The sequence below is a fragment of the Actinomadura sp. J1-007 genome (assembly GCF_009793335.1).
Classification (GTDB): Bacteria; Actinomycetota; Actinomycetes; order Streptosporangiales; family Streptosporangiaceae; genus Spirillospora; species Spirillospora yumaensis.
On the sequence record NZ_WING01000001.1, the window covers coordinates 7,423,834 to 7,447,914 of the forward strand.

General features: G+C 73.3%; 24 protein-coding genes and 1 pseudogene. 15 read left to right on the forward strand and 10 right to left on the reverse strand.

The window, feature by feature from the left end; all coding sequences use genetic code 11:
• Positions 1-33 precede the first annotated feature (33 nt).
• Positions 34-699 (reverse strand): TetR/AcrR family transcriptional regulator, encoded by a 666-nt coding sequence (locus GEV43_RS33840; RefSeq protein ID WP_160824144.1) that lies wholly within the window; start codon positions 697-699, stop codon positions 34-36.
• Between the two features lie 235 nt (positions 700-934).
• On the opposite strand from GEV43_RS33840, the gene GEV43_RS33845 reads away from it, so the two are divergent.
• A complete protein-coding gene (locus GEV43_RS33845; protein WP_160824145.1) occupies positions 935-2,116 on the forward strand; it encodes a trans-acting enoyl reductase family protein in 1,182 nt (393 codons plus the stop codon).
• Positions 2,117-2,190: 74 nt separating this feature from the next.
• Here the strand turns inward: GEV43_RS33845 and GEV43_RS33850 are convergent, their stop codons facing one another.
• The 5 genes from GEV43_RS33850 to GEV43_RS33865 form a co-directional block, all read right to left on the reverse strand.
• Positions 2,191-2,757, reverse strand: a complete 567-nt coding sequence (locus tag GEV43_RS33850; RefSeq protein ID WP_160824146.1) for a dihydrofolate reductase family protein — start codon at positions 2,755-2,757, stop codon at positions 2,191-2,193.
• A gap of 197 nt (positions 2,758-2,954) precedes the next feature.
• On the reverse strand, positions 2,955-3,758 hold the full coding sequence (locus GEV43_RS33855) for an SAM-dependent methyltransferase (protein ID WP_206681403.1): 804 nt from the start codon (positions 3,756-3,758) through the stop codon (positions 2,955-2,957).
• Positions 3,759-3,991: 233 nt separating this feature from the next.
• Positions 3,992-4,318: a helix-turn-helix domain-containing protein gene (locus GEV43_RS51760; RefSeq protein ID WP_309240065.1), complete on the reverse strand. Its 327-nt coding sequence runs from the start codon at positions 4,316-4,318 to the stop codon at positions 3,992-3,994.
• Complete coding sequence (locus GEV43_RS51765; protein WP_241683141.1) at positions 4,258-5,220, reverse strand: PucR family transcriptional regulator; 963 nt, start codon at positions 5,218-5,220, stop codon at positions 4,258-4,260. The genes GEV43_RS51760 and GEV43_RS51765 overlap by 61 nt, the downstream gene beginning before the upstream one ends.
• A 79-nt stretch (positions 5,221-5,299) precedes the next feature.
• Positions 5,300-6,151, reverse strand: a complete 852-nt coding sequence (locus tag GEV43_RS33865; protein WP_160824149.1) for an acetylxylan esterase — start codon at positions 6,149-6,151, stop codon at positions 5,300-5,302.
• A 118-nt stretch (positions 6,152-6,269) separates the two neighbouring features.
• Between GEV43_RS33865 and GEV43_RS33870 the strand changes: the two genes are divergently transcribed.
• Positions 6,270-7,415, forward strand: coding sequence for a CdaR family transcriptional regulator (locus GEV43_RS33870; protein WP_160824150.1), 1,146 nt, complete (start codon positions 6,270-6,272; stop codon positions 7,413-7,415).
• Between the two features lie 95 nt (positions 7,416-7,510).
• A complete protein-coding gene (locus GEV43_RS33875; protein ID WP_160824151.1) occupies positions 7,511-11,146 on the forward strand; it encodes a protein kinase in 3,636 nt (1,211 codons plus the stop codon).
• 15 nt (positions 11,147-11,161) lie between these two features.
• Here the strand turns inward: GEV43_RS33875 and GEV43_RS56550 are convergent, their stop codons facing one another.
• A complete protein-coding gene (locus GEV43_RS56550) occupies positions 11,162-11,668 on the reverse strand; it encodes a nuclear transport factor 2 family protein (protein ID WP_375539074.1) in 507 nt (168 codons plus the stop codon).
• A gap of 10 nt (positions 11,669-11,678) precedes the next feature.
• Positions 11,679-12,599 (reverse strand): annotated as a pseudogene (locus tag GEV43_RS33880) (alpha/beta fold hydrolase); the annotation flags it as partial.
• On the opposite strand from GEV43_RS33880, the gene GEV43_RS33885 reads away from it, so the two are divergent.
• From GEV43_RS33885 to GEV43_RS33920, 9 genes are all read left to right on the forward strand, one after another.
• Positions 12,493-13,101, forward strand: coding sequence for a TetR/AcrR family transcriptional regulator (locus GEV43_RS33885; protein ID WP_160824153.1), 609 nt, complete (start codon positions 12,493-12,495; stop codon positions 13,099-13,101). The pseudogene GEV43_RS33880 and the gene GEV43_RS33885 overlap by 107 nt on opposite strands.
• A 177-nt stretch (positions 13,102-13,278) precedes the next feature.
• Positions 13,279-14,106: an MOSC domain-containing protein gene (locus GEV43_RS33890; protein WP_160824154.1), complete on the forward strand. Its 828-nt coding sequence runs from the start codon at positions 13,279-13,281 to the stop codon at positions 14,104-14,106.
• A 118-nt stretch (positions 14,107-14,224) separates the two neighbouring features.
• Positions 14,225-14,941, forward strand: a complete 717-nt coding sequence (locus GEV43_RS33895) for an NAD(P)H-binding protein (protein ID WP_309239984.1) — start codon at positions 14,225-14,227, stop codon at positions 14,939-14,941.
• The gene (locus tag GEV43_RS55390; protein WP_309239985.1) at positions 14,914-15,099 is read left to right on the forward strand and encodes a hypothetical protein; all 186 of its coding nucleotides are present in this window, start codon (positions 14,914-14,916) and stop codon (positions 15,097-15,099) included. The genes GEV43_RS33895 and GEV43_RS55390 overlap by 28 nt, the downstream gene beginning before the upstream one ends.
• A complete protein-coding gene (locus tag GEV43_RS33900) occupies positions 15,096-15,596 on the forward strand; it encodes a DUF1772 domain-containing protein (protein ID WP_160824155.1) in 501 nt (166 codons plus the stop codon). The genes GEV43_RS55390 and GEV43_RS33900 overlap by 4 nt, the downstream gene beginning before the upstream one ends.
• Positions 15,597-15,688: 92 nt before the next feature.
• Positions 15,689-16,408 (forward strand): ABC transporter ATP-binding protein, encoded by a 720-nt coding sequence (locus GEV43_RS33905; protein WP_160824156.1) that lies wholly within the window; start codon positions 15,689-15,691, stop codon positions 16,406-16,408.
• Complete coding sequence (locus GEV43_RS33910) at positions 16,405-17,124, forward strand: ABC transporter permease (protein ID WP_160824157.1); 720 nt, start codon at positions 16,405-16,407, stop codon at positions 17,122-17,124. Before GEV43_RS33905 ends, GEV43_RS33910 begins: the two co-directional genes overlap by 4 nt.
• The gene (locus GEV43_RS55395) at positions 17,121-18,242 is read left to right on the forward strand and encodes a histidine kinase (RefSeq protein ID WP_160824158.1); all 1,122 of its coding nucleotides are present in this window, start codon (positions 17,121-17,123) and stop codon (positions 18,240-18,242) included. The genes GEV43_RS33910 and GEV43_RS55395 overlap by 4 nt, the downstream gene beginning before the upstream one ends.
• Positions 18,239-18,913 (forward strand): response regulator transcription factor, encoded by a 675-nt coding sequence (locus GEV43_RS33920; RefSeq protein ID WP_160824159.1) that lies wholly within the window; start codon positions 18,239-18,241, stop codon positions 18,911-18,913. The genes GEV43_RS55395 and GEV43_RS33920 overlap by 4 nt, the downstream gene beginning before the upstream one ends.
• A gap of 67 nt (positions 18,914-18,980) precedes the next feature.
• On the opposite strand, the gene GEV43_RS33925 is transcribed toward GEV43_RS33920, so the two are convergent.
• A complete protein-coding gene (locus tag GEV43_RS33925; RefSeq protein ID WP_160824160.1) occupies positions 18,981-19,865 on the reverse strand; it encodes a LysR family transcriptional regulator in 885 nt (294 codons plus the stop codon).
• A gap of 83 nt (positions 19,866-19,948) precedes the next feature.
• Between GEV43_RS33925 and GEV43_RS33930 the strand changes: the two genes are divergently transcribed.
• The 3 genes from GEV43_RS33930 to GEV43_RS33940 are packed head-to-tail and all read left to right on the forward strand — an operon-like array spanning position 19,949 to position 22,463.
• Positions 19,949-21,148, forward strand: a complete 1,200-nt coding sequence (locus tag GEV43_RS33930; protein ID WP_160824161.1) for a thiolase family protein — start codon at positions 19,949-19,951, stop codon at positions 21,146-21,148.
• Entirely contained in the window at positions 21,145-21,813 is a 669-nt protein-coding gene (locus tag GEV43_RS33935; RefSeq protein WP_160824162.1) for a 3-oxoacid CoA-transferase subunit A, read from the forward strand. Before GEV43_RS33930 ends, GEV43_RS33935 begins: the two co-directional genes overlap by 4 nt.
• Positions 21,810-22,463: a 3-oxoacid CoA-transferase subunit B gene (locus GEV43_RS33940; RefSeq protein ID WP_160824163.1), complete on the forward strand. Its 654-nt coding sequence runs from the start codon at positions 21,810-21,812 to the stop codon at positions 22,461-22,463. Before GEV43_RS33935 ends, GEV43_RS33940 begins: the two co-directional genes overlap by 4 nt.
• A 45-nt stretch (positions 22,464-22,508) precedes the next feature.
• Here the strand turns inward: GEV43_RS33940 and GEV43_RS33945 are convergent, their stop codons facing one another.
• Positions 22,509-24,032, reverse strand: a complete 1,524-nt coding sequence (locus GEV43_RS33945; RefSeq protein WP_160824164.1) for a carotenoid oxygenase family protein — start codon at positions 24,030-24,032, stop codon at positions 22,509-22,511.
• Between the last annotated feature and the right edge of the window lie 49 nt (positions 24,033-24,081).

Below are 24,081 nucleotides of genomic sequence, written 5' to 3' on the forward strand. Positions count from 1 at the left end.
AAACGACGCGAGGCTCGGTGTCGGCCAGGTCCGTCAACCGGCTCCCCGCCCGTCGCGGGGCCTGCTATCGAAGGACGGGCTCGCGGGGGCGAGGAGGGCGATCGACGATTGGACGGCCGTCTCGGTGATCTCGCTGAGCCTTCGGCCGTCCTCGACGGTGGTGGCGGCCAGTTCGTAGAGGCCGCCGACCAGGATCAGCACCGTTTCCCGGGACACCCGCCCGGCGCCCGCGGCGCGCCATTCGTCGGTGTCGCACGCGGTCTGGATCGTGGCGACGAACGCCTCCATGCCCTGGCGGTGCAGGCGGCGGGCCACGTCGCCGTTGAGCGAGGGCAGGTCCCGGATCGCGCAGACCATGACGGCGGGGTCGGCCTCGGCGCAGGCGATCCAGGTCTCCACGCCGCGGCGGATCTGGTCGCGCCACGGCGCGGTCCGGTCGATGGAGGCGGAGATCCGTTCGACGAGCATGGTGTTGACGGCGGTCAGCAGCGCGATGAGGCACTCGTCCTTGCCCGCGAAGTGCTCGTAGAAGGTGCGCCGCGAGGTGCGGGCGTGGCGGACGATGTCGGCGACCGTGCTGGCGGAGTAGCCGCGTTCGGCGATGGAGGCGGCGAGACCGTCCAGGAGCCGGTCGCGGTGACCGTCGCCGGGGATGGTGGTCAGGGTTCTCTGATCAAGCTGCCGCCGCACAGCCGTCATGGTATCCCGCCTTTCGTGATGCCTCTTGAGTTGAACGGTACATCGGCGTACCATCCGGCGGTACGGTCGTGTACCAGGCCGGGAAAGGCAATGCGTGGCACCCGCCACGTTCCGGCCGCTTCCGTGGCTCCGACGGCCTGGCGTACCCGCCGACGGCTCGCGGACGTCGTGTGGCCGCGGCGGGCGGATGCGAAGAATCCGATTCTGAGAACGGCGAGTTGAGGGCGAGTGAGCAATGGCCATTGAGCGCGAGTACGACATCGTCCTGTTCGGAGCCACCGGCTTCACCGGCGCTCTGACCGCCGAATACCTGGCCGAGCACGCCCCGGCCACGACGCGCTGGGCACTGGCGGGCCGCAACGAGGCCAAGCTGAGGGCGGTGCGCGACCGGCTCGCGGCGATCGATCCGGCCTGCGCGGAACTGCCGCTGCTGCACGCCGACACGGGCGACGTGGCCTCGATCAAGGAGGTCGCGCGTTCCACCCGGGTCGTCATCACCACCGTCGGCCCGTACGTGCGGTACGGCGAGCCGCTGGTGGCCGCGTGCGCCGAGTCCGGCACCGACTACCTCGACCTGACCGGCGAGCCCACGTTCATCGACCGGATGTACGTCGAGCACCACGCCGAGGCGGTACGCAGCGGCGCCCGGATCGTGCACGCGGCGGGCTTCGACTCGATCCCGCACGACCTCGGCGCCTACTTCACCGTCAAGCACCTGCCCGAGGGCGTTCCGCTGCACGTCGAGGGCTTCGTGCGGGCGAACGCGACCATCTCCGGCGGCACGCTGCACTCGGCGATCGGCATCTTCTCCGACGTGCGCGGCATGATCAACGCCGAGCGCGAGCGGCGGCGCGTGGAGAGCCCCGTTCCGCGGGGCCGGACGATCCGGGTGTCCCGCCGGCCCGTCCCGCGGACGCGCGCCCGCTGGACGCTGCCGTTCCCGTCGATCGACGCGCAGATCGTGACGCGTTCGGCCGCCGCGAACGAGCGCTACGGCCCCGACTTCTCGTACGGGCACTATGTCGCCGTCAAGCGCCTTCCGGTCGCCGTGGGCCTGGCGGCGGGCGCCGGGGCGGCCGTGGCGCTCGCGCAGCTTCCGCCGACCCGCTCGCTGCTGCTGCGGTTGCGCGCCCCGGGCGACGGCCCGTCGGCCGAGCAGCGCGCCGGGCACTGGTTCAGCGTGAAGTTCGCCGGCGAGGGCGGCGGCAGGCGCGTCGTCACCGAGGTCAGCGGCGGCGACCCGGGCTACGGCGAGACGGCCAAGATGCTGGCCGAGTCGGCGCTGTGCCTGGCGTTCGACGATCTGCCCGCGTCCGCCGGCCAGGTCACGACGGCCACCGCCATGGGCGACGCCCTGATCGAACGGCTCGACCGGGCCGGCATCACCTTCCGAGTGCTGTCCGAGGAACGGCTGTAACGGCCTCCGCAAGCGCCGCCCACGGCCGCCTCTCTGGCTCCGGGAGTTGTACCGGCAACTCCCGGGGCGCGTGCTTATTTCTCGATCTCGTAGCACAGAAGTGCTATGCCGTTCTCGAACCGGGTGGCCTCGACCAGCTTCAGATTCTGCCGGTCCTCGAAGACGCGCCTTCCCTTCCCGCGTGTCTCCGGGCAGACCAGCATCCGGACCTCGTCGACGAGGCCGGCGTCCATCAGGGAGTGCATGAGTTCCAAGCTTCCCCACAGCCAGATGTCCTTGCCGCTCTGCCCCTTGAGCTCCCGGATGGTGGCGACCGGGTCGCGCGTCACGGTGGCGGCGGGAAAGCCGCCCCAGGGGGCGTCGTCCAGCTTCGACGAGGCGACGAACTTGGTGAGGTTGTTGAGCTTCTCGCCGTACTCGCCCTGTTCCTCGGCGTACGGCCAGTAGTCCTTGGTCTGGGCGTAGGTGTTCGCGCCGAGAATCATCGTGTCGACCGAGTCGATGAGTCCCATCAGGCTTTCCTCGAAGGCTTTTTCGGTGGTGTCGGAGAAGGGCTCCCCTGACACGAAGCCGAGCCCGCCGTCCTCCTCGGCGGCGAAGTTGTCGACGGTGACCCACTGCTGGACCCTGAGCTTGCGCATGGCGCCGTTCTCCTTCTTCACGCGGCCGGTTCGTGGCCGCTCGTGCCCCGGGGACGGAGCCGGCACCGCGTTCTCGACACCCTCCGCGGCATGTGTTCCAGAACACACCAACGGTCGTGCCGCCGCCGTGGGCGCGGCGCACGGTGGTGCTGCTTCAGAGGCCCACGCGCCTCCATGGACGGTGAGGACCGAGCGGTTCAGGGTTTGCGGGCGACCGCGCAGAACTCGTCCACTTCGGGCGCGTCGCCGAACGGGTTCGTTTCCGGCCGCCATCGGGACAGGGGGCCCAGGCCGGGTTCGACGAGTTCCAGGCCGTCGAAGAAAGCCGCGATCTGCTCGGGGCTGCGGACGACCATCGGGACCGATCCGTTCTCGTTCCAGACGCGGATCGCCTCGTCGGTCCGTTCCCCGTGGACGGCGTTGGTGGTGTGCGTCATCGCCAGGTGGCTGCCGGACGGGATCGCGTCGACGAGCTCGCGCACGATGGCGCGGGCCTCGTCGTCGTCCCCGATGAAGATCATGATGCCGAGCATCGTGATCCCGACGGGACGGGAGAAGTCGAGCGTGCGGGCGGCCTCGCGCAGGATCCGGCCGGGGTCGCGCACGTCGGCGTCGAGGTAGGTGGTGGCCCCCTCCGGGCTGCTGGTGAGCAGGGCGCGGGCGTGCGCGAGGACGAGCGGGTCGTTGTCGACGTACACGACCTTCGCCTCGGGGGCGGCCCGCTGCGCGACCTCGTGCGTGTTGTCGACCGTGGGCAGGCCGGTGCCGATGTCGAGGAACTGCCGGATTCCGGCCTCGTTCGCCATGTACCGGACGGCGCGGCCCAGGAACGCCCGCTGGTGGCGGGCGAGGTCGGCGATCTCCGGATAGACCCGGAGGGTCGCGTCGCCGATCTCCCGGTCGACCGGGTAGTTGTCCTTGCCGCCGAGCCAGTAGTTCCAGATCCGGGCGGGATGCGAAACCGCCGTGTCGATCTGCACCGGCTCATCGCTGTCGGCCATCTGGCACCGCTCCATCGCAGGATCGTGGCTGGAGATCTTCCGTTTTCCATCCTGTCCGCACTGCCGCCTTCCGCGTGTCGAACGGCGCCCGATGGCCGACGTCGGCCGATTCGTCCCCTTCCATCTTCGCGAGGCGTCCGCGGACGAGGTGAGAATTCCGGTCGCAGGCACGGCCACGAGCGCGGCCGGAACGACACGATGAACCTTCACAACGGATTCAGTCCCCGGGGGTGTCAGTGGCGGGGGCCGATCCAGGCGCGCAGGGCCAGGTGGAATTCGAGGCGTTGGGCGGGGTCGTGCAGGTCTTGGCCGAACAGGGCTTCGAGTTGGCGGAGGCGGTAGCGGACGGTCTGGGCGTGCACCTGCATGCGGGCGGCGACCTCGGTGGCGTTGAAGTTGTTCTCGATGCAGGTCAGGAACGTCTCGGCCAGTTTGTCGCGGGCGTGGACGCGGGGGGAGCGCAGGAGCGGCCGGAGTTTGCGGTCGACCAGGAGGGCGGTCAGGTCGGGGACTGGCCGATCAGGGTGGCCGGGATGTGGTCTGCGGCCGTGACGGGCGATGGCGCCGAGATGACGCCTTCGCGGACGAGCGCCAGAGCGTCGTGGGCGAGGCGCAGCGACAGGGCGCAGCGGGTCACCGGCATGGTCGGGCCGATCGCCGCGGTCCGGCCCGCCAGTGCGGTGTCCAGGGCGCGGCGGCGTCCCGGGCCGTCCGGGTCGGGGACGATGAGGCACGGTTCGTTGCGGTGGAGGCCGACGAGGGCGTCCGGCGGCAAGGCGGGACGCGGCGCGCGTTCGCCGGGCTGCCCCGACAGGGCGACCGCCGCCGCCGTCCGGGGGACCGGCCAGTCGCACTCGGCGGCGAGGAGCCGGATGTGCGCGAGTTCGGGGTCGGGTTCGATCAGCTTGTCCAGCAGTGCGCGCCGCCGGGCCTGGAGCCGTCCGGCCTGCCGGGCGCCGTCGCCGGCGTGGCCTTCGGCGGCGGCGGAGGCGAGCTGGTCGAGGTAGCCGAGCATCGCTTGCGTCATGCGTACGACGGTCGCCGAGGTGACGGGGGCGTCCAGCAGTTCCGCCCCCTCGGTCAGCCGCCGGATCGCGACGCCCGCGCCGATCCGGAACGCGGCCTGGAGCGGTTCCAGGCTGCGGCCCCGGCGGGCTTCGGCGGCGCCGATTCGGCGGAAGTGCTCGGTGACGGCCGCGGACGGCAGGTCCGGGTCGCCGAGCAGGTCCACGAAATGGCCGATGGCCCACTCGATGGAGAAGGCGAGCGTACGGGCGCATCGGGCGTCGTGGGCGCGCACGTACACGGGCAGGTCCCGTTCGATCTGCCGGACGGCGTCGCGGGCCGCGTCCGGGACGCGTTCGCGCAGCGCGCTGATCAGCCTGTCCCGGCCTCCGGCGTCCGTGCCGGAGGCCGGGAAGAGGGACGCGGCGAGTGCGGGAGGCCGGACGGAAGGCGACATGCGGTCTCCTTCTCCCAGAGGTCGCTCGCGAGGGGTGCTCGACGCCCGCGGCGCGGGTGTCGTCCGACCGGACGCGGACCTAGGAGGCTTGCTCGACTCTGGCGTTGCGTTCGACCTTGAGCCAGGTGGAGCCGGAGCAGATGCCGCAGTCGGGGCCGTAGAACACCGGCCGGGCCGTCTGGTCGCCCGCGAGGTGGTAGCGGAACCAGGCGGTGGTGATGCCGCGGAACCCGCCGCCGTCGCCAACGGTGGTGAAGTGCGTGGCCCCGGCGAGTTCGGCGTAGAACGCGGGAACCTGCGTGGTGGCGGCGTAGAAGTTATGGACCCAGGCGGGACGGACGACGTTGTCGTTCTGCCCGGCCAGGTAGAGGGCGGGACCGTGGAGGGCGGACGCGGTGGCCAGCGGACCGGGCTGGATCGGGACGGTCGTGGTCACGCGCTTGTCGGCGGACGCGTTGATCGCGCCCGCGCCGCCCTGCGAGTGGCCGGTCGCGCCGACGTGGGCCAGGTCGACCCTGCCGCGGAACGGGCTGCCCGCCGTGCCGTTCAGGGCGGTGAGCCGGTCGATGCCCGCGCGCATCTGCGTCCCGGAGTTGGCGAACGCGGTGTTGGCGGCGGCCACGATGAACCCGTGGCTCGCCCAGTGCCGCAGCAGGCCGTCGTAGACGGGCGGGGTGGCGAACGTGCCGTTCCCCCAGACGATCACCGGGTACGGGGCGGCGCCCGCCGCGATGTCGCTCGGGTAGTAGAACGTCGTCGCCGCTTCCTTCTTCACCGCCACCTGGTGGGGGCCGGGCCGCTCCCACTGGGCGGGGGACGGCGCGGTCACGGGCGCCCGTTCGGCGGTGGCCGCGGCGTGGGCGGGCGGCGCGGCGAGCAGCGCGCCGGCCAGTGCGGCGGCGAGCAGGGGGACACGGGGGATGCGGCGCATGGCGGTTCCTCGGGGGAGAGGGCCGATGGGTCCGGGAGTGGCGAATGCACAAGTTGCCACTTTCCAAGACGCTTGTCTGTGCGCATCAGGGGCAATCTTCGCGTGGAAGAATTGGGCAATGTCCCGAACCGAGGACCGCATGCTGGCGCGGCTGCCCGAGATCACCCGCGCGGCCGTGGACCGCTGCGCCGCCGAGATCCCGTTCTACCGGGCGCTGCCCCGCGAGCTGCTCGACGGCGAGGTGCACAGCGCGTTCACCGCGACCACCCGGCTGATCGCCGGCACCCTCCGGGAGGAGCGCGTCCCCAACGCCGTCGAGCTGACCGAGATCATCGACTGGTCGGCGCGGCGCGCGGCCGACGGGCTGCCGCTGGACGCGGCCATCGCCGCGTACCTGGTCGCGTCGGTGACCGAGTTCGAGCTGCTCTGCGACGGGTCCGACGCCCGCGAGACGCGCCGGTACGCCGCCCACACCCTGCGCTACCTGGCGAGCGTCCTGCCCGCGGTCGCGCTCGCCCACCTCCACGAGCAGCAGCAGATCGAAGGCCAGCGCCGCGACCTGCGCCGCGACCTGGTCTCCGCGCTGCTGTCCGGGGAGCCCGCCGCCGAGCTGGCCGAGCAGTCGGGCGTGACGCTCGCGCCCGGCTACCTCGTCGTGCTGCTGCGGCTGGCGCCCGGCGAGTCCGAGCCCCGCCGGACGATCCGCCGCGTCCAGTCCGCGCTGGACGCCCACCAGCAGGCCGACGTGCTGACCGCGCTCACCACCGACGGCGGCACGGTGCTGCTGCCCCTGACGCCGGACGCGTCCGCGCAGCTGCCCGCGCTGCTCGCCCGGATCGGCGAGGCGACCGCCCGCCCGGCCACCGCCGCCGTCGCCGCGGCGGGCGCCCTGGACGCCGTGCCCGACGCGCTCGGCGAGGCCGAGGAGGTCGCCGCCCTCGTCCACCGCCTGGACCTGCCGCCCGGCCTCTACCGGCTCGACGACGTCCTGCTCGAATACCAGCTCACCCGGCCGGGGCGGGCGCTGACGCGGCTCGCCGCCAAGCTGGAGCCCCTCGCCGGGAACCCCGTCCTGCTGGAGACGGCCCGCTGCTTCGTCCGGCACGGGCACAACCGCAGCCGCACCTCGACCGAGCTGCGCATCCACCGCAACACCCTCGACTACCGGCTCGGCAGGATCACGAAGATCACCGGCCTGGACCTGGCCGACCCGCGCGGCGTACGGCTCCTCGACGCCGCCGTCACCGCCCGCGCCCTGCTCTAGGCGCGGACGCTCGCTCGCCCTGGCCCGTGCCCACTCGGCTGGGCAGAATGTGGGGTCTGCCGCCGGTGGCGGACGTCGGATGGGGAAGTGGACGAGTGGAGACTGACACGCCCCGCGAGTGGCGTTCCGGTGACGTCGTCCTGGACCTCTACGAGGTCCGCGATGTGATCCGTACGGGTGGGATGGGGCTGGTCTACCGTGTGCGGCACCGCGGGTGGGACGTGGAGCTGGCGGTCAAGGCGCCCCGGCTGGAACTGGTGGCCACCCGGCGCGGACTGGACGACTTCGAGACCGAGGCGGCGACCTGGGTCGGCCTCCGCGAGCATCCGCACACGGTGAACTGCGTGTACGTCCGCAGGCTGGACGGCCTGCCCAGGGTGTTCGCGGAATGGCTGGACGGCGGGAGCCTGGCCGACGCCGTACGCTCCGGCGGCCTCTACACCGGCGGGCCTCGGGCGGTGCTCGGACGCGTTCTGGATGTGGCCGTGCAGACCGCGTGGGGCATCCGGCACGCGCACCGGCACGGCCTGGTCCACCAGGACGTGAAGCCGGCGAACGTGCTGCTCACCCGGGACGGCACGGCGAAGCTGACGGACTTCGGGCTGGCGGGGGCGCGCGCCGTGGCCGGGGAGGTCGGGCTCGTACCGCCGGGCACGAGCGTGCCGGCCGGGTACGCGGGGATGACGCCGGCCTACTGCTCGCCCGAGCAGGCGCGGGCCGCCGCGTGGAGGCGGGGCGGCGGCCGGCCTCGGGAGCGGATGGGGCGGGCGACCGACACGTGGTCGTGGGCGCTGACCGTCCTGGCGATGTTCGTGGGGCGTCCGCCGTGCCGGTCCGGGCAGGCAGGGGCCGAGGTGTTCGCCGAGTTCGTCAGGAACGGGGCGAACGCCCGGGGCGACGCCGCGGGGCTCCCTGCCATGCCGCAGGGGCTGGTGGCGTTGCTCCGACGGTGCCTCGCCCGGGAGCCGGAACAGCGCCCGAAGGACCTGGACGAAGTGGCCGCGGAACTCGCCGGGATCTATGCCGAGGCCCTCGGCGAGCCCTATCCGAGACCCGAGCCCCGGATGGCCGTACGGCTCGCGGACGAGCTGTCCAACCAGGCCCTGTCGCTGCTGGACCTGGGGAAGAGCGAGCAGGCCGAGGCGCTGTGGCGGCGGGCCGCCCAGATCGACCCGCGCAATCCGCACGTGGCGTACAACCGCGGCCTTCACCAGTGGCGGGCCGGACGCGTGACCGACGCGCAGTTCCTCGCCGACCTGGAGGCGGTCCGCGCCGCCCGTTCCGACGACTGGAGGTGCGGATACCTGCTGGGCCTAGCGCATATGGAACGCGGCGACGCGCAGGCCGCGCGGAGCGCCTTGCGGGCCGCAGCCGCGCACGCGCCCGGCGGTGCCCGCGAGCTCACCGCCGCCCTCGCCCTGGCCGATCGCATGCCCAGGCCCGAGCCCCCGGTGGTCCTGGCCGATCGCCTCGATCCGGTGTCCGCCGTGGCCATCAGCCAGGACGGCAGGACCGGGCTCTCCGCCGGAGCAGGAACGATCCGCGTATGGGACCTGATCGACCGCCGCCCCGTGCGGGCGATCAGCACGGCGGACGACGCGTCCGGCGAGACGTACGGCGGCGTGGACCTGGCGCTCGACGCGAACGGCGCCCGCGCGGTCTCCGCCGAGGAGGGCGGTCCCGCGCGGATCTGGGACCTCACCACCGGCCGCCTCGACCGCGTCCTCACCGACCGGGCCGAAGGCGGGCAGAGCCCTCCCGTTCAGCGCGCCGACCGGCCCATCAACCCGAACGGCCTGGTCGCCATGAGCGCCGACGGCCGCCTCGCCCTGTCCCTGCACGATGACGGGGCCGTTCGGACCTGGGACACCGCGACCGGCCGCCGCCTGAACGTTCTCAAGGAGGGCCCTGGCGGCGAGGGGTACTTCCGCTCGGTCGGCCTCAGCGCTGATGGCCGCATCGCGCTCGGGCTCGGCAAAGTGCACAGCGGCCCGTGGATGTGGGGTGACTCTGGCGTCGTTCAGGTGTGGGACACCCGCACCGGTCGCCTGCTGCGCAACTTCGGCACCGGATGCGTGATGGCGTGGCTCAGCGCCGACGGTCGAACGGTCGTCGCGCAGGAGGGCCGCTACGCGGAGGCCCGCGTCCGGGTCTGGGACGTGGAGACGGGTCGGGAACGCTGCGCCGTCGACCGCCCCGGAGGGAGGGGCTGGAGTTTCGCCGTGAGCGGCGACGGCCGCGTTGCGCTGTCCACCAGGGAGACCGGCGTCCAGTGCTGGGAGCTGACCACGGGACGGTGCCTGCACACGTGGCCGATGGCGCGGCCGGGACCGGACTGGGGAGAACTCACGGTCGCCTTGAGCGCTGACGGCCGGGTCGCGCTCGTGGGCGACGATTCCGGCACCGTCACACTGCGGGAGGTGCCGCGCGAGGGCCCGGCCGCCGTGTGGAGTTACGTGCTCCCGCGTGCGGCCACGGACCGGCTCCGCGGCAACGAGGAGATCAACCGCGCCCTCGACCGCACCAGCGCGTTCATGGCGGACGGCCGGTTCCAGCGCGCGGCCGATGAGATCCGCCGGGCACGGGCCGTGCCCGGCTACCGGCGGCATCTCGCGCTGCTCGACCGCTGGCAGGACCTCGCACGAGCCGGACGACGCGGCACGCTGACCGACGCGTGGCCGCGAGACGTCCTGCCCACCGTGGGCCAGTTCCGCTCCATGGTCTGCGGAACGACGATGAGCCTCGACGGCTCGCTGGCGTTGGTCAGCAACGAGCGCGGCACGGTCAGGGCATGGGACCTGCGCGCCGGAGGACGGCACCGCAGCCTGGAGGGGCATTCCGGACGGGTCCCGTCCCTCGCCGTCAGCGGCGACGGCCGGATCGCCGTATCGGCCGGGGAGGACGGCACCGTCCGGGTCTGGGAGGCGGAGTCAGGGCACTGCCGGCACGTACTGCGCGGCCACAGCGGCTGGGTGAACGAGGTGGCGGTCAGCGTGGACGGCCGTGTCGGTCTGTCCGCCGGAGACGACGCCACCCTCCGCGTCTGGGACCTGGAATCCGGCGAATGCCAACGCTGGCTCACCGGCCACACCACCGCCGCCGCCACGCTGCTGATGGACGCAGACGGCCGCTACGCCGTCTCGTCCCCAGGATTCGACGAGGAGGGCGCGCGGATCTGGGACCTGCGCACCGGGAATTGCCTGCGCGAGCTGCCGCAAGGCGGCGGCCACAGCTCGCTCGCCCTGAGCCGTACCGGTGAGGTGCTGTTGTCACAGCACCCGGACGGCGTCCAGGTATGGGACGTCCCGACCGGCCACCGCCGCCCCCACACCACGCCCGCCTGGCCGGGTACGGGCATCGCCCTCTCCGCGGACGGCCGGACGATCGTCTCGACGGGCAAGGACGAGACGGGGGAGCGCAAGACGATGCTGGTCTGGGACCTGCACACCGGGCAGGGCCACCACGTCGGCGCTTACGCGGGCCCGAGCGCGCCCGCGCTCAGCGCGGACGGCCGGTTCGCGGCCACCGGCGACTGGGACGGCCGGGTCCAGGTGTGGGACCTCCACGGCGGCGGCTGCCTGCGTGTCCTGGACGGCCATGACGACACCGTCGTGAACCTCGAAATCAGCGCCAACGGCCACATCGTCACCACATTCGACCAATCCGGCGTCACCCGCGTCTGGGAACTGGACTGGGAGTACGACTTCCCCCAAGAAACCTCACGAACGTAAGCGACCTGTCGGTCCCTACACAGACGCGGTGCGGGCTCTCACCGGAAGGCGACTGCGGAGAAGCCTCGGCCAGGCGGAAGGGCGGCGCACCCCGGAGAGCAGCACGGGAAGCGGGTCAGAGAACGAACGACGCGTCCGGATCACGCCGCCGACGACGGTGAACCGGTCGCAGACGCTGAACTCGACGGGCCCGCGGCCGAGGCTCGCGGTGCAGGCTGACTCGATGTAGACGGTGTCGCCTTCGACGGCTGTGCGGACGACCGTGAGCGCCATGTCGGGGAACAGGACGAACAAGCGCCGGAACATGTCCTCGATGGCCGTCACGCCGTGGGCGGTGGGGAACATGGGCTGCGTGAACGTCGCGTCCGGGGCGATGAGCGGGCGGAAGTGGTCGAGGAACGCGTTGGGTTTGGGCAGTGCCCAGCCTGCGGCGAACGCGGCGGGAAACTCGTCGGGAGTCATCGGACGTCCTCTCCGTCCAGGAACCCGCGAGCAGTTCGGTGAGCCGTTCGGGCTGGTCATGCGGCACGAACGTCCCCGAATCCCTGACCACCTCAAGCCGTCCGCGGGGGAACGCGCCGGCCAGCCGCCGGCCGAGCGCCATGGGGAAGAGGCGGTCGCGGTCGGCCCAGACGACCAGGACCGGCCGGTCGTACCCGCCGAACGTGCGGGCGGCGGCGAGGGTCTGGGCGCTGGACGCCCCGGTCATGAGCTTGGCGATGTCGCGGCGGACGCCCGGGTCGGCGGCGAGCGGAGCGGCCCAGTGCCGCACCGAGCCGGGACGGCGCTCCATGACGGCCCCGAACCCCAGCCGCGACCGGGCGATGGCCGGAACGTTCATCGCGGCGGCCATCGCGCGCACCGCCCCGGGGACGGCGGCCAGGCGGAACAGCGGCCGGAAGGCGCCGGGCGGGAAGACCTCGAAGGCGTCGCAGGCCACCAGCGCCAGCGCGGCGACCCGTTCGGGATGCGCGGCCGTGACGAGCTGCGCGATGACCCCGCCGCTGTCGTTGCCGACGAGGACGGCGCTGGACTCGCCCAGCCGGTCCAGGACCTCGACGACCAGTTCGGCCACGCCGGGCGGGGAGAGGTCGGCGTCCGCCCGCATCGGGCGGCCGTGCGCTCCGAACGGCCAGTCGACCGTGACGCACCGGTGCCGTTCGGCGAGTCCGGCGACCACGGGCGACCAGACGTCCGGTCCGGCGAGGAAGCCCTGGAGGAACAGCACGGCGGGTCCGGGGCCCTCGCCGTCCGTCCGGTAGCGGACCTGACCGCGCGACGTCTCCAGCACGTTCTGACCAACAGTCGAAAACTGACTCATAGTCGAAGACTGTATCCTGGTCGGCATGACCGTCAAGGGCCGCAGGGCCGAGTACAGGGAACTCACCAGGGGCGCGGTGCTCGACGCGGCCGCGGGCCTCTTCGCCGAGCAGGGGTTCGCCGCGACCACCATCGACGACGTCGCCCAGGCGGCCCGCGTCGGCAAGGGGACGGTCTACTACCACTTCACCGACAAGGCCCACCTGTTCGAGGCCGTGTTCCGCGACCGCCAGGAGCAGTTGGTGGAGAACGTCGCCGCCGCGGCGACGCGCCATCGGCGGCCCTGGCCGCGGCTGACCGCCGCGCTGGACGCCTACCTTGAGGGAGCGGTCGCCGACGCCGCGCACCGTTCACTGCTCCAGCAGGCCCCCGCGGCGCTGGGCGCCGAGCGCTGCCGCGAACTGGACGAGCAGCTAGGACTGCCCGCGTTGCAGGCGCTCCTGGACGACCTGGCCACGGCGGGGGAGCTGTCGGCGCCGCCCGGCCCGATGCTGACACGCCTGCTCTTCAGCGCCCTCTGCGAAGCGGCCATGACCGCCGGCGCCGACCCCGATCCGGCCGGAGCGCGCCGCGCCGCCGCCGAAGCACTGCACGCCATCCTGGCCGGCCTGCGGCGAGAGCCGCCCGCCCCTTGAGGCTTCAGCAACTAAGCCGTCCTGGCCGGCGCATCCGCCAGGGGCGGGCCCGGCCGCCGCTTCGGTCGCGGTGACGGTGCCCATTTGCAAAGATCACGGCAAGTCCCGGGCCGGGGCGACGGCCTGCGGGCGGGACGCGACCGGGAGCCGACGACGAGAAGAGGAAGTGAGAGGGACATGGCGGGAACGGCCGTGGCGCTGCGGCGCTACCCGGTCAAGTCGATGCTGGGCGAGGAGCTGCCCTCGGTGGAGGTGGCCGCGACGGGCCTCGCCGGTGACCGCGGCTGGGCGCTCCTCGACGCCGAGACCGGGCGGGTCGCCAGCGCCAAGAGCCCCCGGCTCTGGCGCGACCTGCTGACGATGTCGGCGGTGGCCGACGGCGACGGGGTACGGATCGTCCTGCCGGACGGCCGTACGGTGCGCAGCGGCGACGCCCGCGCCGACGCGGAGCTGTCCGAGGCGCTCGGACGCCGGGTCACGCTCACCGACACCCGCCCTGAAGGCGCCACGCTGGCGCGCGCCGTCCCCGACCAGGTCCTCGCGGCGGGGATCACCGCCGAGGTGGAGGACGAGGAGGTCGTCCTCGGGCAGGGCTCGCCGCCCGGCACGTTCGTCGACTTCGCGCCCGTCCACCTGGTCGGAACGGCGACGTTGGCCGCGATCGCCGAAGCGGGGGAACGCGGCGTCATGGAGGCCGCGCGGTACCGGCCCAACATCGTCCTCGACACCGGCGACGGCGCGGGCTTCGGGGAGAACGACTGGGTCGGTCGCGACTTGCGGGTCGGCGAGGCCGTACTGCGCGTCATGGCGCCGACGCCGCGCTGCTCGGTGCCGACGCTGGAACACGGCACGCTGCCCCGCGACACCGGCGCGCTGCGGATCCCCGCTCGGCTCAACCTCGTCGAGCCGGTGCCCGGCATGGGCCCGCGCCCGTGCGCAGGCGTCTACGCGCAGGTCGTGACGCCGGGCCGGGTGAACGCCGGAGACCCGTTCCGACTCCTGTGAACGCGCACCGCGACGCCCCGCCCGCGCGGACGTGCGGCGCGGACCCGTGGACGCTGGCGTATGCGGTCCAGAGTCTCAACCATGTTCGCTGAAGCCTTCCGCCGATTGACTGAAGTACATGACAACGAACCGGAACACCACTGCCGCGAACCCCGGCCTCACCCTGGTGCTCGGGGCGACGGGCAAGACCGGCCGCCGCGTGGCCGCCCGGCTGGAGGAGCTGGACGCGCCGGTGCGGCGGGCGTCGCGCTCCAGCGACCAGCCCTTCGACTGGACCGACCCGGGCACCTGGGCGCCCGCGCTCGCCGGGGCGGCGGCGGTCTACCTGGCGTACTCCCCGGACCTGGCCGCGCCCGGGGCGCCCGAGGCGATCGGCGCGTTCACCGCGGCGATGCGCGAGGCGGGCGTCCGGCACGTGGTGCTGCTGTCGGGACGGGGCGAGCCCGAGGCCGAGCAGTGCGAACGGCTCGTCCGCGACTCCGGCCTGGGCTGGACGATCGTGCGGGCGAGCTGGTTCGCGCAGAACTTCAGCGAGGACTACCTGCTGGACCCGGTCCGCGGCGGCCGGGTCGTGCTGCCCGCCGGGGACGTGCCCGAGCCGTTCGTGGACGCCGACGACATCGCCGACGTCGCGGTCGCCGCCCTCACCCGCCCCGACCGCCATCAGGGCCGGGCGTACGAGCTGACCGGGCCCCGCGCGCTGACGTTCGCGCAGGCCGTCGGCCAGATCGCCGCCGCGACCGGACGCCCGGTCGGCTACCTCCAGGTGCCGCCCGCCGACTACAGTGCGGCCCTCCAGGACGAGGGGTGCCGGCCGAGGTCGCCGAGATGCTGACCTACCTGTTCACCACCGTGCTGGACGGCCGCAACAGCGCCGTCGCCGACGGCGTCCAGCGCGCGCTCGGCCGCCCGGCCCGCGACTTCGCCGACTACGCCCACCGCACCGCCGCCACCGGCGTCTGGAACACCCACGAAGAGGAAGCCGCCCGATGAAGACCACCCTGACCACGATCTGCGCGGCGGTGTCGCTGGTGATGACCGCCGGCATCGCCGGCACCTTCTTCGCCTTCTCCGTCGCGGTGATGCCCGGCCTCAACGCCGCCAAGGCCACCACCGCGATCGAGTCGATGCAGACCATCAACCAGAAGATCCAGAACCCCGCGTTCCTGGGCGCGTTCATGCTCGCCCCGGTGTTCGCCGCCCTCGTCGGCGTCCTGCTGTGGACCTCCGGGCAGCACGGCGCCGCCTGGCTGTTCTTCGCCGCCGCCGCCGTCTACGTCGTCGGCGCGTTCCTGCCCACGGTCGCGGTGAACGTCCCGATGAACAACGACCTGGACGCGGTGAAGCTCAGCGGTCTGCACGACGCCGCCAAGACCTGGTCCGACTACACAGGCAAGTGGACGGCCTGGAATCACGTCCGCGGCCTGTTCTCGTTCGTCAGCCTCCTGCTGATGTCCTACGCCACCTACCGGTGGGCCAAGGACTCCTGACGGCGGCCCGGCGAGAGTCATGCCGTGGTCGGAGAACGGGTTTCGACCGTGGTCGGATGACCGGGAGACGCGGGCGGCCGAAGCTGGGCGCCATGACAACACAGACCGAGGGCGCCCCGGCCATCAGGGTCGAGGGGCTGACGAAACGGTACGGCCGCCGCACGGTGGTGGACGATCTGACGTTCACGGTCAGGCCGGGCGCGGTGACGGGCTTCTTCGGCCCGAACGGCGCGGGCAAGACCACCGCCCTGAAGGCGGTCGTCGGACTGGCGCGGCCGTCGGCGGGCGCGGTGTCGGTGCTGGGGGCGCCGGCGGCGTCGGTGGCGCCGGACGCGCGCAGGGTCGGCGTCCACATCGAGCCGTGCGGCGCGCACCCCGCCCGGTCGGCCCGCGCCCACCTGCGGGCGCTGGCGCTGTCGGCGGGGCTGCCGCGCCGCCGCGTCGAGGAGGTCCTGGAGGCCGCCGAGCTGGCGGGCGCGGCGGGCCGCCGGGTCGGCGCGTTCTCGCTGGGGATGCGGCAGCGGCTCGGGCTCGCCGCCGCGCTGCTGGGCGACCCGGAGGTCCTGGTGCTGGACGAGCCGGCCAACGGGCTGGACCCGCAGGGCATCCGCTGGCTCCGGACGATGCTGCGCGAGCGGGCCGCGAAGGGCGGCACGGTGCTGCTGTCCAGCCACCTGCTCGCGGAGGCCGCGCGGACCGTTGACGACGTGGTCGTCATCGACCGTGGCAGGCTGGTGCACGAGGGACCGATCAGCGAGGTGGAGTCGCTGGAGGACGTGTTCCTGGAGCTCACCGGAGGGTTGGAACGATGATCGGCCTGCTTCGCGGGGAGCTGCTCAAGTCGGTGACGACCCGCGCCGTGTGGGGGTTCGCGGCCGGGGGGACGGCCTTCGCCGTCCTGAACGCGGTGATCGTCGCCGTGGCGTCGGGAACGATCGACGAGGTGCCGGAGAAGAAGGAGGCGCTGGCCGGGTTCCCCGTCCTGTTGCTGCTGTGGGGACTGGTCGGCGCGGCGGGCGAGTACCGGCACCGGACCGCCGCGCCGACGGCGCTGGTGGCCCGGCGCGGCCGCGGAACCGTCCTGGCGGTGCGGATCGCGGCGTACGCGCTGACCGGTCTCGGGCTGGCGCTGCTGATCAACGCGGTGGCGGTCGGTGTGGCGCTGCCGCTGCTGGCCGACCAGCCCGGCCCGGACCTGACGTCCGGCCAGGTGGCCGAGGTCGCGGCGGCCAACGTCTCGGCGCTGGTGCTGGCGACGGTGCTGGGCGCGGCGCTCGGCGCGCTGATCCGAAGCCCGGTCGTCGGCGCGGTGGTCCTGATGACCCTGGCCCTGGTGGTCCAGCCCCTGGTGAGCGGCGCGTGGGAGCGGGAGGCGAACCTCTCGCCGTTCGGCGCGGTCGGCGTCATGACGGGCGGGACCCACAACACGACCCTCACGGTCGCGCAGGCCGGCGCGGTGTTCGCGGCCTGGACGGTGCTGGTGGTGCTGGTCGCGGTCGGGTGCGAACGACGGCGTGACCTGGCGTGAACGTCGCGGAGACGATCAGGGCGGTGCGGGGCCTGCGGGCCGCGCACCGCCCGGTGCTGTTCGACATCGTGCTCGCCGCGGCGGCGACCTTCGTGGAGGTGGGGCTGCTGTTCAACGACGGCACCCGGCCCGCGCCCCTGCCGATCGCGGCGACCGTCCTCACCGGTGCGGTGCTCCTGGCCCGCCGCCGGTTCGGGGTGGCGGTGACCGCGGCGACGGTCGCGGCGGCCGCCGCGGTGACCGCGGCCGGGTACTCGCCCGGAGGCGCGCCGGCCGTCGTCGCGCTGTGGTCGCTCGCCGAGACGCGCGACCGGCGCGTCTCGCTCGCGGTGCTGGCGCCGGTGGCCGTCCTCCTGCAAGCCGACGCCGTGTGCAGCCCGCCGGTGTCGATCGGGGCGTGGACGCTGGGCGCCTACATGCAGACGCGCCGCCGCTACGTCCGGGCGGTGGAGGAACGGGCCGCCACCCTCGAACACGAACGCGAGCAGCTCGACCTGATCGCGGCGCAGCGTGAACGCGGCGCGATCGCCCGCGAGCTGCACGACATCGTCGCCCACTCGGTGACGGTGATGCTGATCGGCGTCCGCGGCGCCCGCGACGTCCTGGAGACCGAGCCGCGGGTGGCCGCGCGGACGCTGGAGCAGGTCGAGACCAGCGCCGAGCAGAGCCTGGCCGAGCTGCGCCGGATCCTCGTCCTGCTGCGCGAGCGGCACCCGGCGGAGACGCGACCGCAGCCGTCGCTGGCGGACCTGGACGACCTGGTCGCCGGGTACCGTTCGGCGGGGCTGCCGGTCCGGCTGGAGATCGCCGGGGAGCCGCTGGACCTGCCGGGCGGGGTGGAGCTGTCCGCCTACCGGATCGTCGAGGAGGCGCTGACCAACGCGCTGAAACACGCCGGGGCGACGCGGGTCGCGGTACGGCTGCACTACGGCGGGACGGAACTGGAGGTGCGGGTGCACGACGACGGCACGGGACCCGGCGGGCCGGGCCCCGGCGGGCACGGCCTGGTGGGGATGCGGGAGCGGGTCGCGCTGCTCGGCGGCGAGCTGGAGGCGGGCCGGGCGCCCGGCGGCGGGTTCCGGGTCGCGGCACGGCTGCCGATCGGGGAGCGGGCGTGACGGTCCGGGTCCTGATCGTCGACGACCAGGAGCTGATCCGGATCGGGTTCCGGCTGTTCCTCCAGACCCGGGCCGACCTGGAGGTCGTCGGGGAGGCCGCGGACGGCCGCGAGGCCCTCGACCGGGCGGCGGAGCTGCGGCCCGACGTCGTCCTGATGGACGTCCGGATGCCGCGGATGGACGGCGTCGAGGCCACCGCCCGCCTCACCCGTACGGACCGTCCGCCCCGCGTGCTGATCCTCACCACCTACGATCTCGACGAGTACGTGTTCGGCGCGCTGCGCGCGGGGGCGTCGGGGTTCCTGCTGAAGGACGCGCCCCGCGAACGGCTCATCGAGGCGATCCACGTCGTCCACCAGGGTGAGGCGCTGCTGTCCCCGTCGATCACCCGCCGCCTGATCGAGGACTACGCCGCCCGCACCGACCCCGTCCGCCCGGCGGCGGACCTGCTGACCGCGCTGACCCCGCGCGAGCGCGAGATGCTCCTGCTCGTGGCCCAGGGCCTGTCCAACCAGGAGATCGCGGCGCGGCTCGTCGTCACCGAGGCCACCGTCAAGAGCCACGTCGGCAGCGTGTTCGCCAAGCTTCACCTTCGCGACCGCGTCCAGGCCGTCGTCCTGGCCTACGAGCACGGCATCGTCGTCCCGGGCCGTCCCCCCGACGCCCCTTGACCCCGGACCGCATGTCGTCGCCCATGGCTTGCCCCCGCGCCGACTGCGTGTGAACGTCGCCGGCGGCTCAGGCGTGGGCGCAGCGTTCGATGACCGCGGCGACTTGGAGCAAGGCCGGTGAATCCCGATCCTCGCGTCGGCACAGGACGAGGTCGACGGGCTCGTTCTCGGTGAGCGGTACGTACGTCACGCCGTCGAGGCGCAGGCTCTGCACCGAGCGCGGGACGAGCGCCACGCCGTGCCCGGCGGCCACGAGGACGGCGAGGGTGGCGGTCTCGCCGACCTCGACCAGCGACGGCGGCTGGAAGCCGGCTCGGGCGCAGGCCGACAGGACGTGGTCGTACATGGTGGACCGGGTCTGCGAGGGGTGGATGACGAACGGTTCGCCCGCCAGCGAGTCCAAAGGGATCTCGTTCCGGCCGGCCAGCGGGTGGTGGGACGGCAGCACGGCCACGAGGGGCTCGCTGCGCAGCGGTGTGACGCTCAGCCCCTCGGCGGCGGCGCCCGGACGGAGCACCGCGAGGTCGTAGGCGCCGGTGAGCAGGCCGTCGACGAGCTGCGGGGTCAGCAGCTCGCCGCGCAGTTCCAGCGTGATCCGGGGCAGTTCGGCCCGTACGGTGCGCGCGACGCGGGGCAGCACGTCGTAGGTGGCGGTGCCGATGAAGCCGACGGCGACGCGGCCCGCGCGTCCGGCGGCGAGCTCCGCCATGTGGACGCGCGCGCGTTCGGCCTCGGTGACCAGCGTGCGGGCGTACCCGGTCAGGTGCCGTCCGGCCTCGGTGAGCTCGACGTGCCGGGTGGACCGGTGGAACAGGGCGGTGCCGAGCTCGCGCTCCAGGTGCCTGATCTGCTGGGACAGCGCGGGCTGGGCGACGTGCAGGCGGGCCGCCGCGCGTCCGAAATGGCACTCTTCCGCGAGCGCGAGGAAGTAGCGGACCTGGCGGAGTTCCATGACCACACTTTATAAGCCGCCCTTATCAATGGTGAACGATAAGGTCTTGGACTTGATGGATCGGCCCCGCCTACCGTGGGCGCATGACCGACGGTTACGTGTACGCGGCGGCGCGGACGCCGTTCGGGCGGTTCTCCGGGGCCCTCGCCGGAGTGCGGCCGGACGACCTCGCGGCGCTCGCGGTGAACGGGGTCCTGGCGAGGACGCCGGCGCTCGATCCGGGCGAGATCGGCGATGTCGTGTGGGGGAACGCCAACGGCGCGGGCGAGGACAACCGCAACGTCGGCCGGATGGCCGTCCTCCTGGCGGGGCTGCCCACCAGTGTCCCCGCGACGACCGTCAACCGGCTGTGCGGGTCGTCCCTGGACGCGGCGATCATCGGCTCGCAGGCCATCGAGGCCGGCGACGTGGACATCGTGCTGACCGGCGGCGTCGAGTCGATGTCCCGGGCGCCGTGGGTCCTGCCCAAGCCGGAACGGGCCTATCCCGCCGGTGACACGGCCGCGGTCTCGACCACGCTCGGATGGCGGCTGGTCAACGAGCGGATGCCGAAGGAGTGGACGGTCTCCCTGGGAGAGGCCAACGAGCAGATCGCCGAGCGGTTCTCCATCTCCCGGGAACGCCAGGACGCGTTCGCCCTCCGCTCCCACCTCCTCGCCGACGCCGCCTGGACCGCCGGCTTCTACGACGGCCTGGTCGTTCCGGTCACCGGCGGCAAGGGCGCGCTCGCCCGTGACGAGGGCGTCAGGCCCGGTTCCACCATCGACGCCCTCGCCGCGCTCAAGCCGTCCTTCCGGCCCGATGGCGCGATCACGGCGGGCAACGCCTCCCCGCTGAGCGACGGCGCCTCCGCCGTGCTCCTCGGCTCGCGCGCCGCCGCGGAGCGCATCGGCGTGGACCCGCTGGCCCGTATCGCGGGACGCGGGAGGTACGCGCTGGACCCGCAGATGTTCGGCTTCGCACCCGTGGAGGCGGCGAACCGGGCCCTGAAGAGAGCGGGCATCACCTGGTCCGACGTGTCCGCGGTCGAGCTCAACGAGGCGTTCGCCGTGCAGGCGCTGGCCTGTGTGGACGCCTGGGGGATCGACCCGGAGACGGTCAACGCCAAGGGCGGCGCCATCGCGCTCGGCCACCCGCTGGGCGCGTCCGGCGGCAGGCTCCTCGGCACGCTGGCGCACCGGCTGAAGGAGTCCGGCGAGCGGTGGGGCGTCGCCGCGATCTGCATCGGAGTCGGCCAGGCGCTCGCCGTGGTCCTGGAGAACGTCGCGGAGGCGGGCCGATGACCGCGCGGGTGTGCGCCGACGCCGACGAGGCGGTCGCCGGGATCGAGGACGGCTCCACGGTCCTGGTCAGCGGCTTCGGGATGGCCGGCATGCCCGTCGGGCTGATCGACGCGCTCGTCCGCCAGGGCGCGAGGGACCTGACCGTCGTGTCCAACAACGCCGGCAACGGCGACACGGGCCTCGCCGCGCTGCTGGCGAAGCGCCGGGTCCGCAAGGTCGTCTGCTCCTTCCCCCGGCAGGCCGACTCCCATGTCTTCGACGCGCTGTACCGCGCCGGCGAGATCGAGCTGGAGGTCGTACCGCAGGGCAACCTCGCCGAGCGGATGCGGGCGGCCGGGGCGGGCATCGGGGCCTTCTTCTGCCCCACCGGAGCCGGGACCCTGCTGGCCGAGGGCAAGGAGACCCGCGTCATCGACGGCCGCACGCACGTGCTGGAGTACCCGATCAAGGGCGATGTCGCGCTGGTCGGCGCGCACCGGGCCGACCGCATGGGCAACCTGGTCTACCGCAAGACCGCCCGCAACTTCGGACCGGTCATGGCCACCGCCGCGACGACCGTGATCGCGCAGGTCCGCGAGATCGTCGACACCGGCGCGATCGATCCCGAGACCGTGGTGACGCCGAGCATCTATGTCGACCGCGTGGTGCAGGAGGCAGCCGCATGACCCGAGTCCCCACCGCCGAACGGCCGCTCGGCAAGCACGAGATCGCCGCCTACGTGGCCCGCGACATCCCGCGCGGGGCGTTCGTCAACCTCGGCATCGGCCGGCCGACCCTCGTCGCGGACCACCTGCCGGCCGACTCGGGCGTCGTCCTGCACACCGAGAACGGCATGCTGCACATGGGCCCGGCCGCCCAGGGCGCGGAGATCGACCCCGACCTCATCAACGCCGGCAAGATCCCCGTCACCGAACCGCCGGGGGCGGCCTACTTCCACCACGCCGACTCGTTCGCCATGATGCGCGGCGGCCACCTGGACGTCTGCGTCCTCGGGGCCTTCCAGGTCTCCGCGGCGGGCGACCTCGCCAACTGGCACACCGGCGAACCCGACGCGATCCCGGCGGTCGGCGGCGCGATGGACCTGGCGATCGGCGCGAAGCAGGTCTTCGTCATGATGACGCTGTTCACCAAGACCGGCGCCCCGAAGCTGGTGCCCGACTGCACCTACCCCCTGACCGGGCGGAACTGCGTCGACACCGTCTACACCGACCTCGCCGTCTTCGACATCGCCCCCGAAGGCGTCCGGGTCCGCGAGACCTTCGGCACCACCCCCGAAGACCTCGCGACCCGACTCGACGTCCCCCTCCTGCCCTGACACCGCCGTACACCGGAGAGCCTCGCCGGGCCCGCCTCGCCGCTGTCAGGTGGCGATGCGGGGGGTGAAGGCGCCGTGGAAGCTGACCGGGAGGTGGAACGGGAGCCACGCCTCGGCGACGGGCCCGTCCGGGAGGTGCGCCGCGTCGAAGATCATGAGGCGGCTCCGCTGCCGGGGCGCGTGGTAGCCGACGGTGAGGATCCAGCCGTCGTCCTCGGCGGCGCCGGGCGAGCGCGGGACGAACACGGGCTCGATCAGCCCGTCGTCGGCGGTGATGAACGTGCTGGTCGTGTCGTTGCGGTGGTCGAAGCGCGCGATCCCGAACCCGGGGCCGAGGGCCGCGCCCGCCGGGTCCGTGCGCGCGATGGCGTACGACACGTCGTGCCTGCGCGTCGCCCTGCGCTGGTCGAACTGCGGGCCTTCGCATCCGGCGTCGCTGAGCGGTTCGGCCGAGATGCCGCCAGTGGGGCGGACGCGGTAGCGGGTCAGCACGCCGGTGGTCGCCGGGGCGGACCGGACGTCGGCGAAGAACGCCTTGGCCGCCGGGAAGTCCTCGGGCCCGTACCGGACGAGGTCGATCACGACGTCGCCGCGGTCCTCGTAGGCGTTGACGAAGTGGATCACGAAGAACGGGTCGGTCTCGACCATCCGGACCGGCCCGCCGGCGCGCGGGACGAGCAGGAAGTACGCCGGGACGCCGGGCGCGAAGTGCAGGGCGTCGAGCATCGAGGACGTGCCCGCGAGGATGGGCAGCGGGTCGATGCGCCACGGCGTCGCCGCGAAGATCGCGTGGGTCGGCGTCAGCGCCATGTCGTGGACGAAGCACATCGCGGGCAGCGGCGCCGAGCGCAGGTACCGCGTGACACCGGAACGGTCGGTCTCGTACAGCCGCAGCCGCAGGCGCGGCCGGGCCTCGCCGAGCAGCTCGCGGAGCAGCCTCAGGCGTTCGCGACCGCCGGACGCGTCGCGGAAGCGGCGGAGGTCGAGCCGGGGCAGGTACGGGTCGAACCCGAAGTTGACCACCGAGCCGGTCGCCGGGTCGTGGCAGTAGTGCGCCGAGTACGCGCCCAGCACTCCTTTGAGCGCGCCGCCGAGATCGGTCGTTCCGAGGGTTTCGAGGGTGTCGATGTCCAGCTCGTGGGGTCGGCCCGCCTCCCACAGGGCCAGCAGCCGGTCGTTGTGGACGAGCACGTTGGTGTTGGCGGTGTTGGCCGGCCCCCGCAGCGCGTTGCCCGCGACACCGCCGGGGCGCTGGCGGCCGATGCCGCGCGTCGTCATCCGGCCCGCCCGCTCGCCCCGCACGTACTGCCTCGTCCGGACGAACCGGTTGCGGAACCGCACGCCCCTGCCGTCCAGGACGAACGCGCTGACCATGCCGTCGGTGTCGAACAGGCAGTCCAGGACGGTCGAGCCGACGTTCCACCGGCCCGCGCCGTTGCGGTAGAGGGTGCCCGTCAGCCCGGCGGGCAGCGTCCCGGTGATCTCGGTGAGGGGGATGTCGAACTCGCCGGGGACCGGGTCCCAGAGGCGGCCGGCGGCGGGCCCGGTGCGGTGCGCGACGGTGTCCATAAAAAGACAGGCTGAACTTTTGATGCGGGCGTGTCAACCCCGGCCGGGC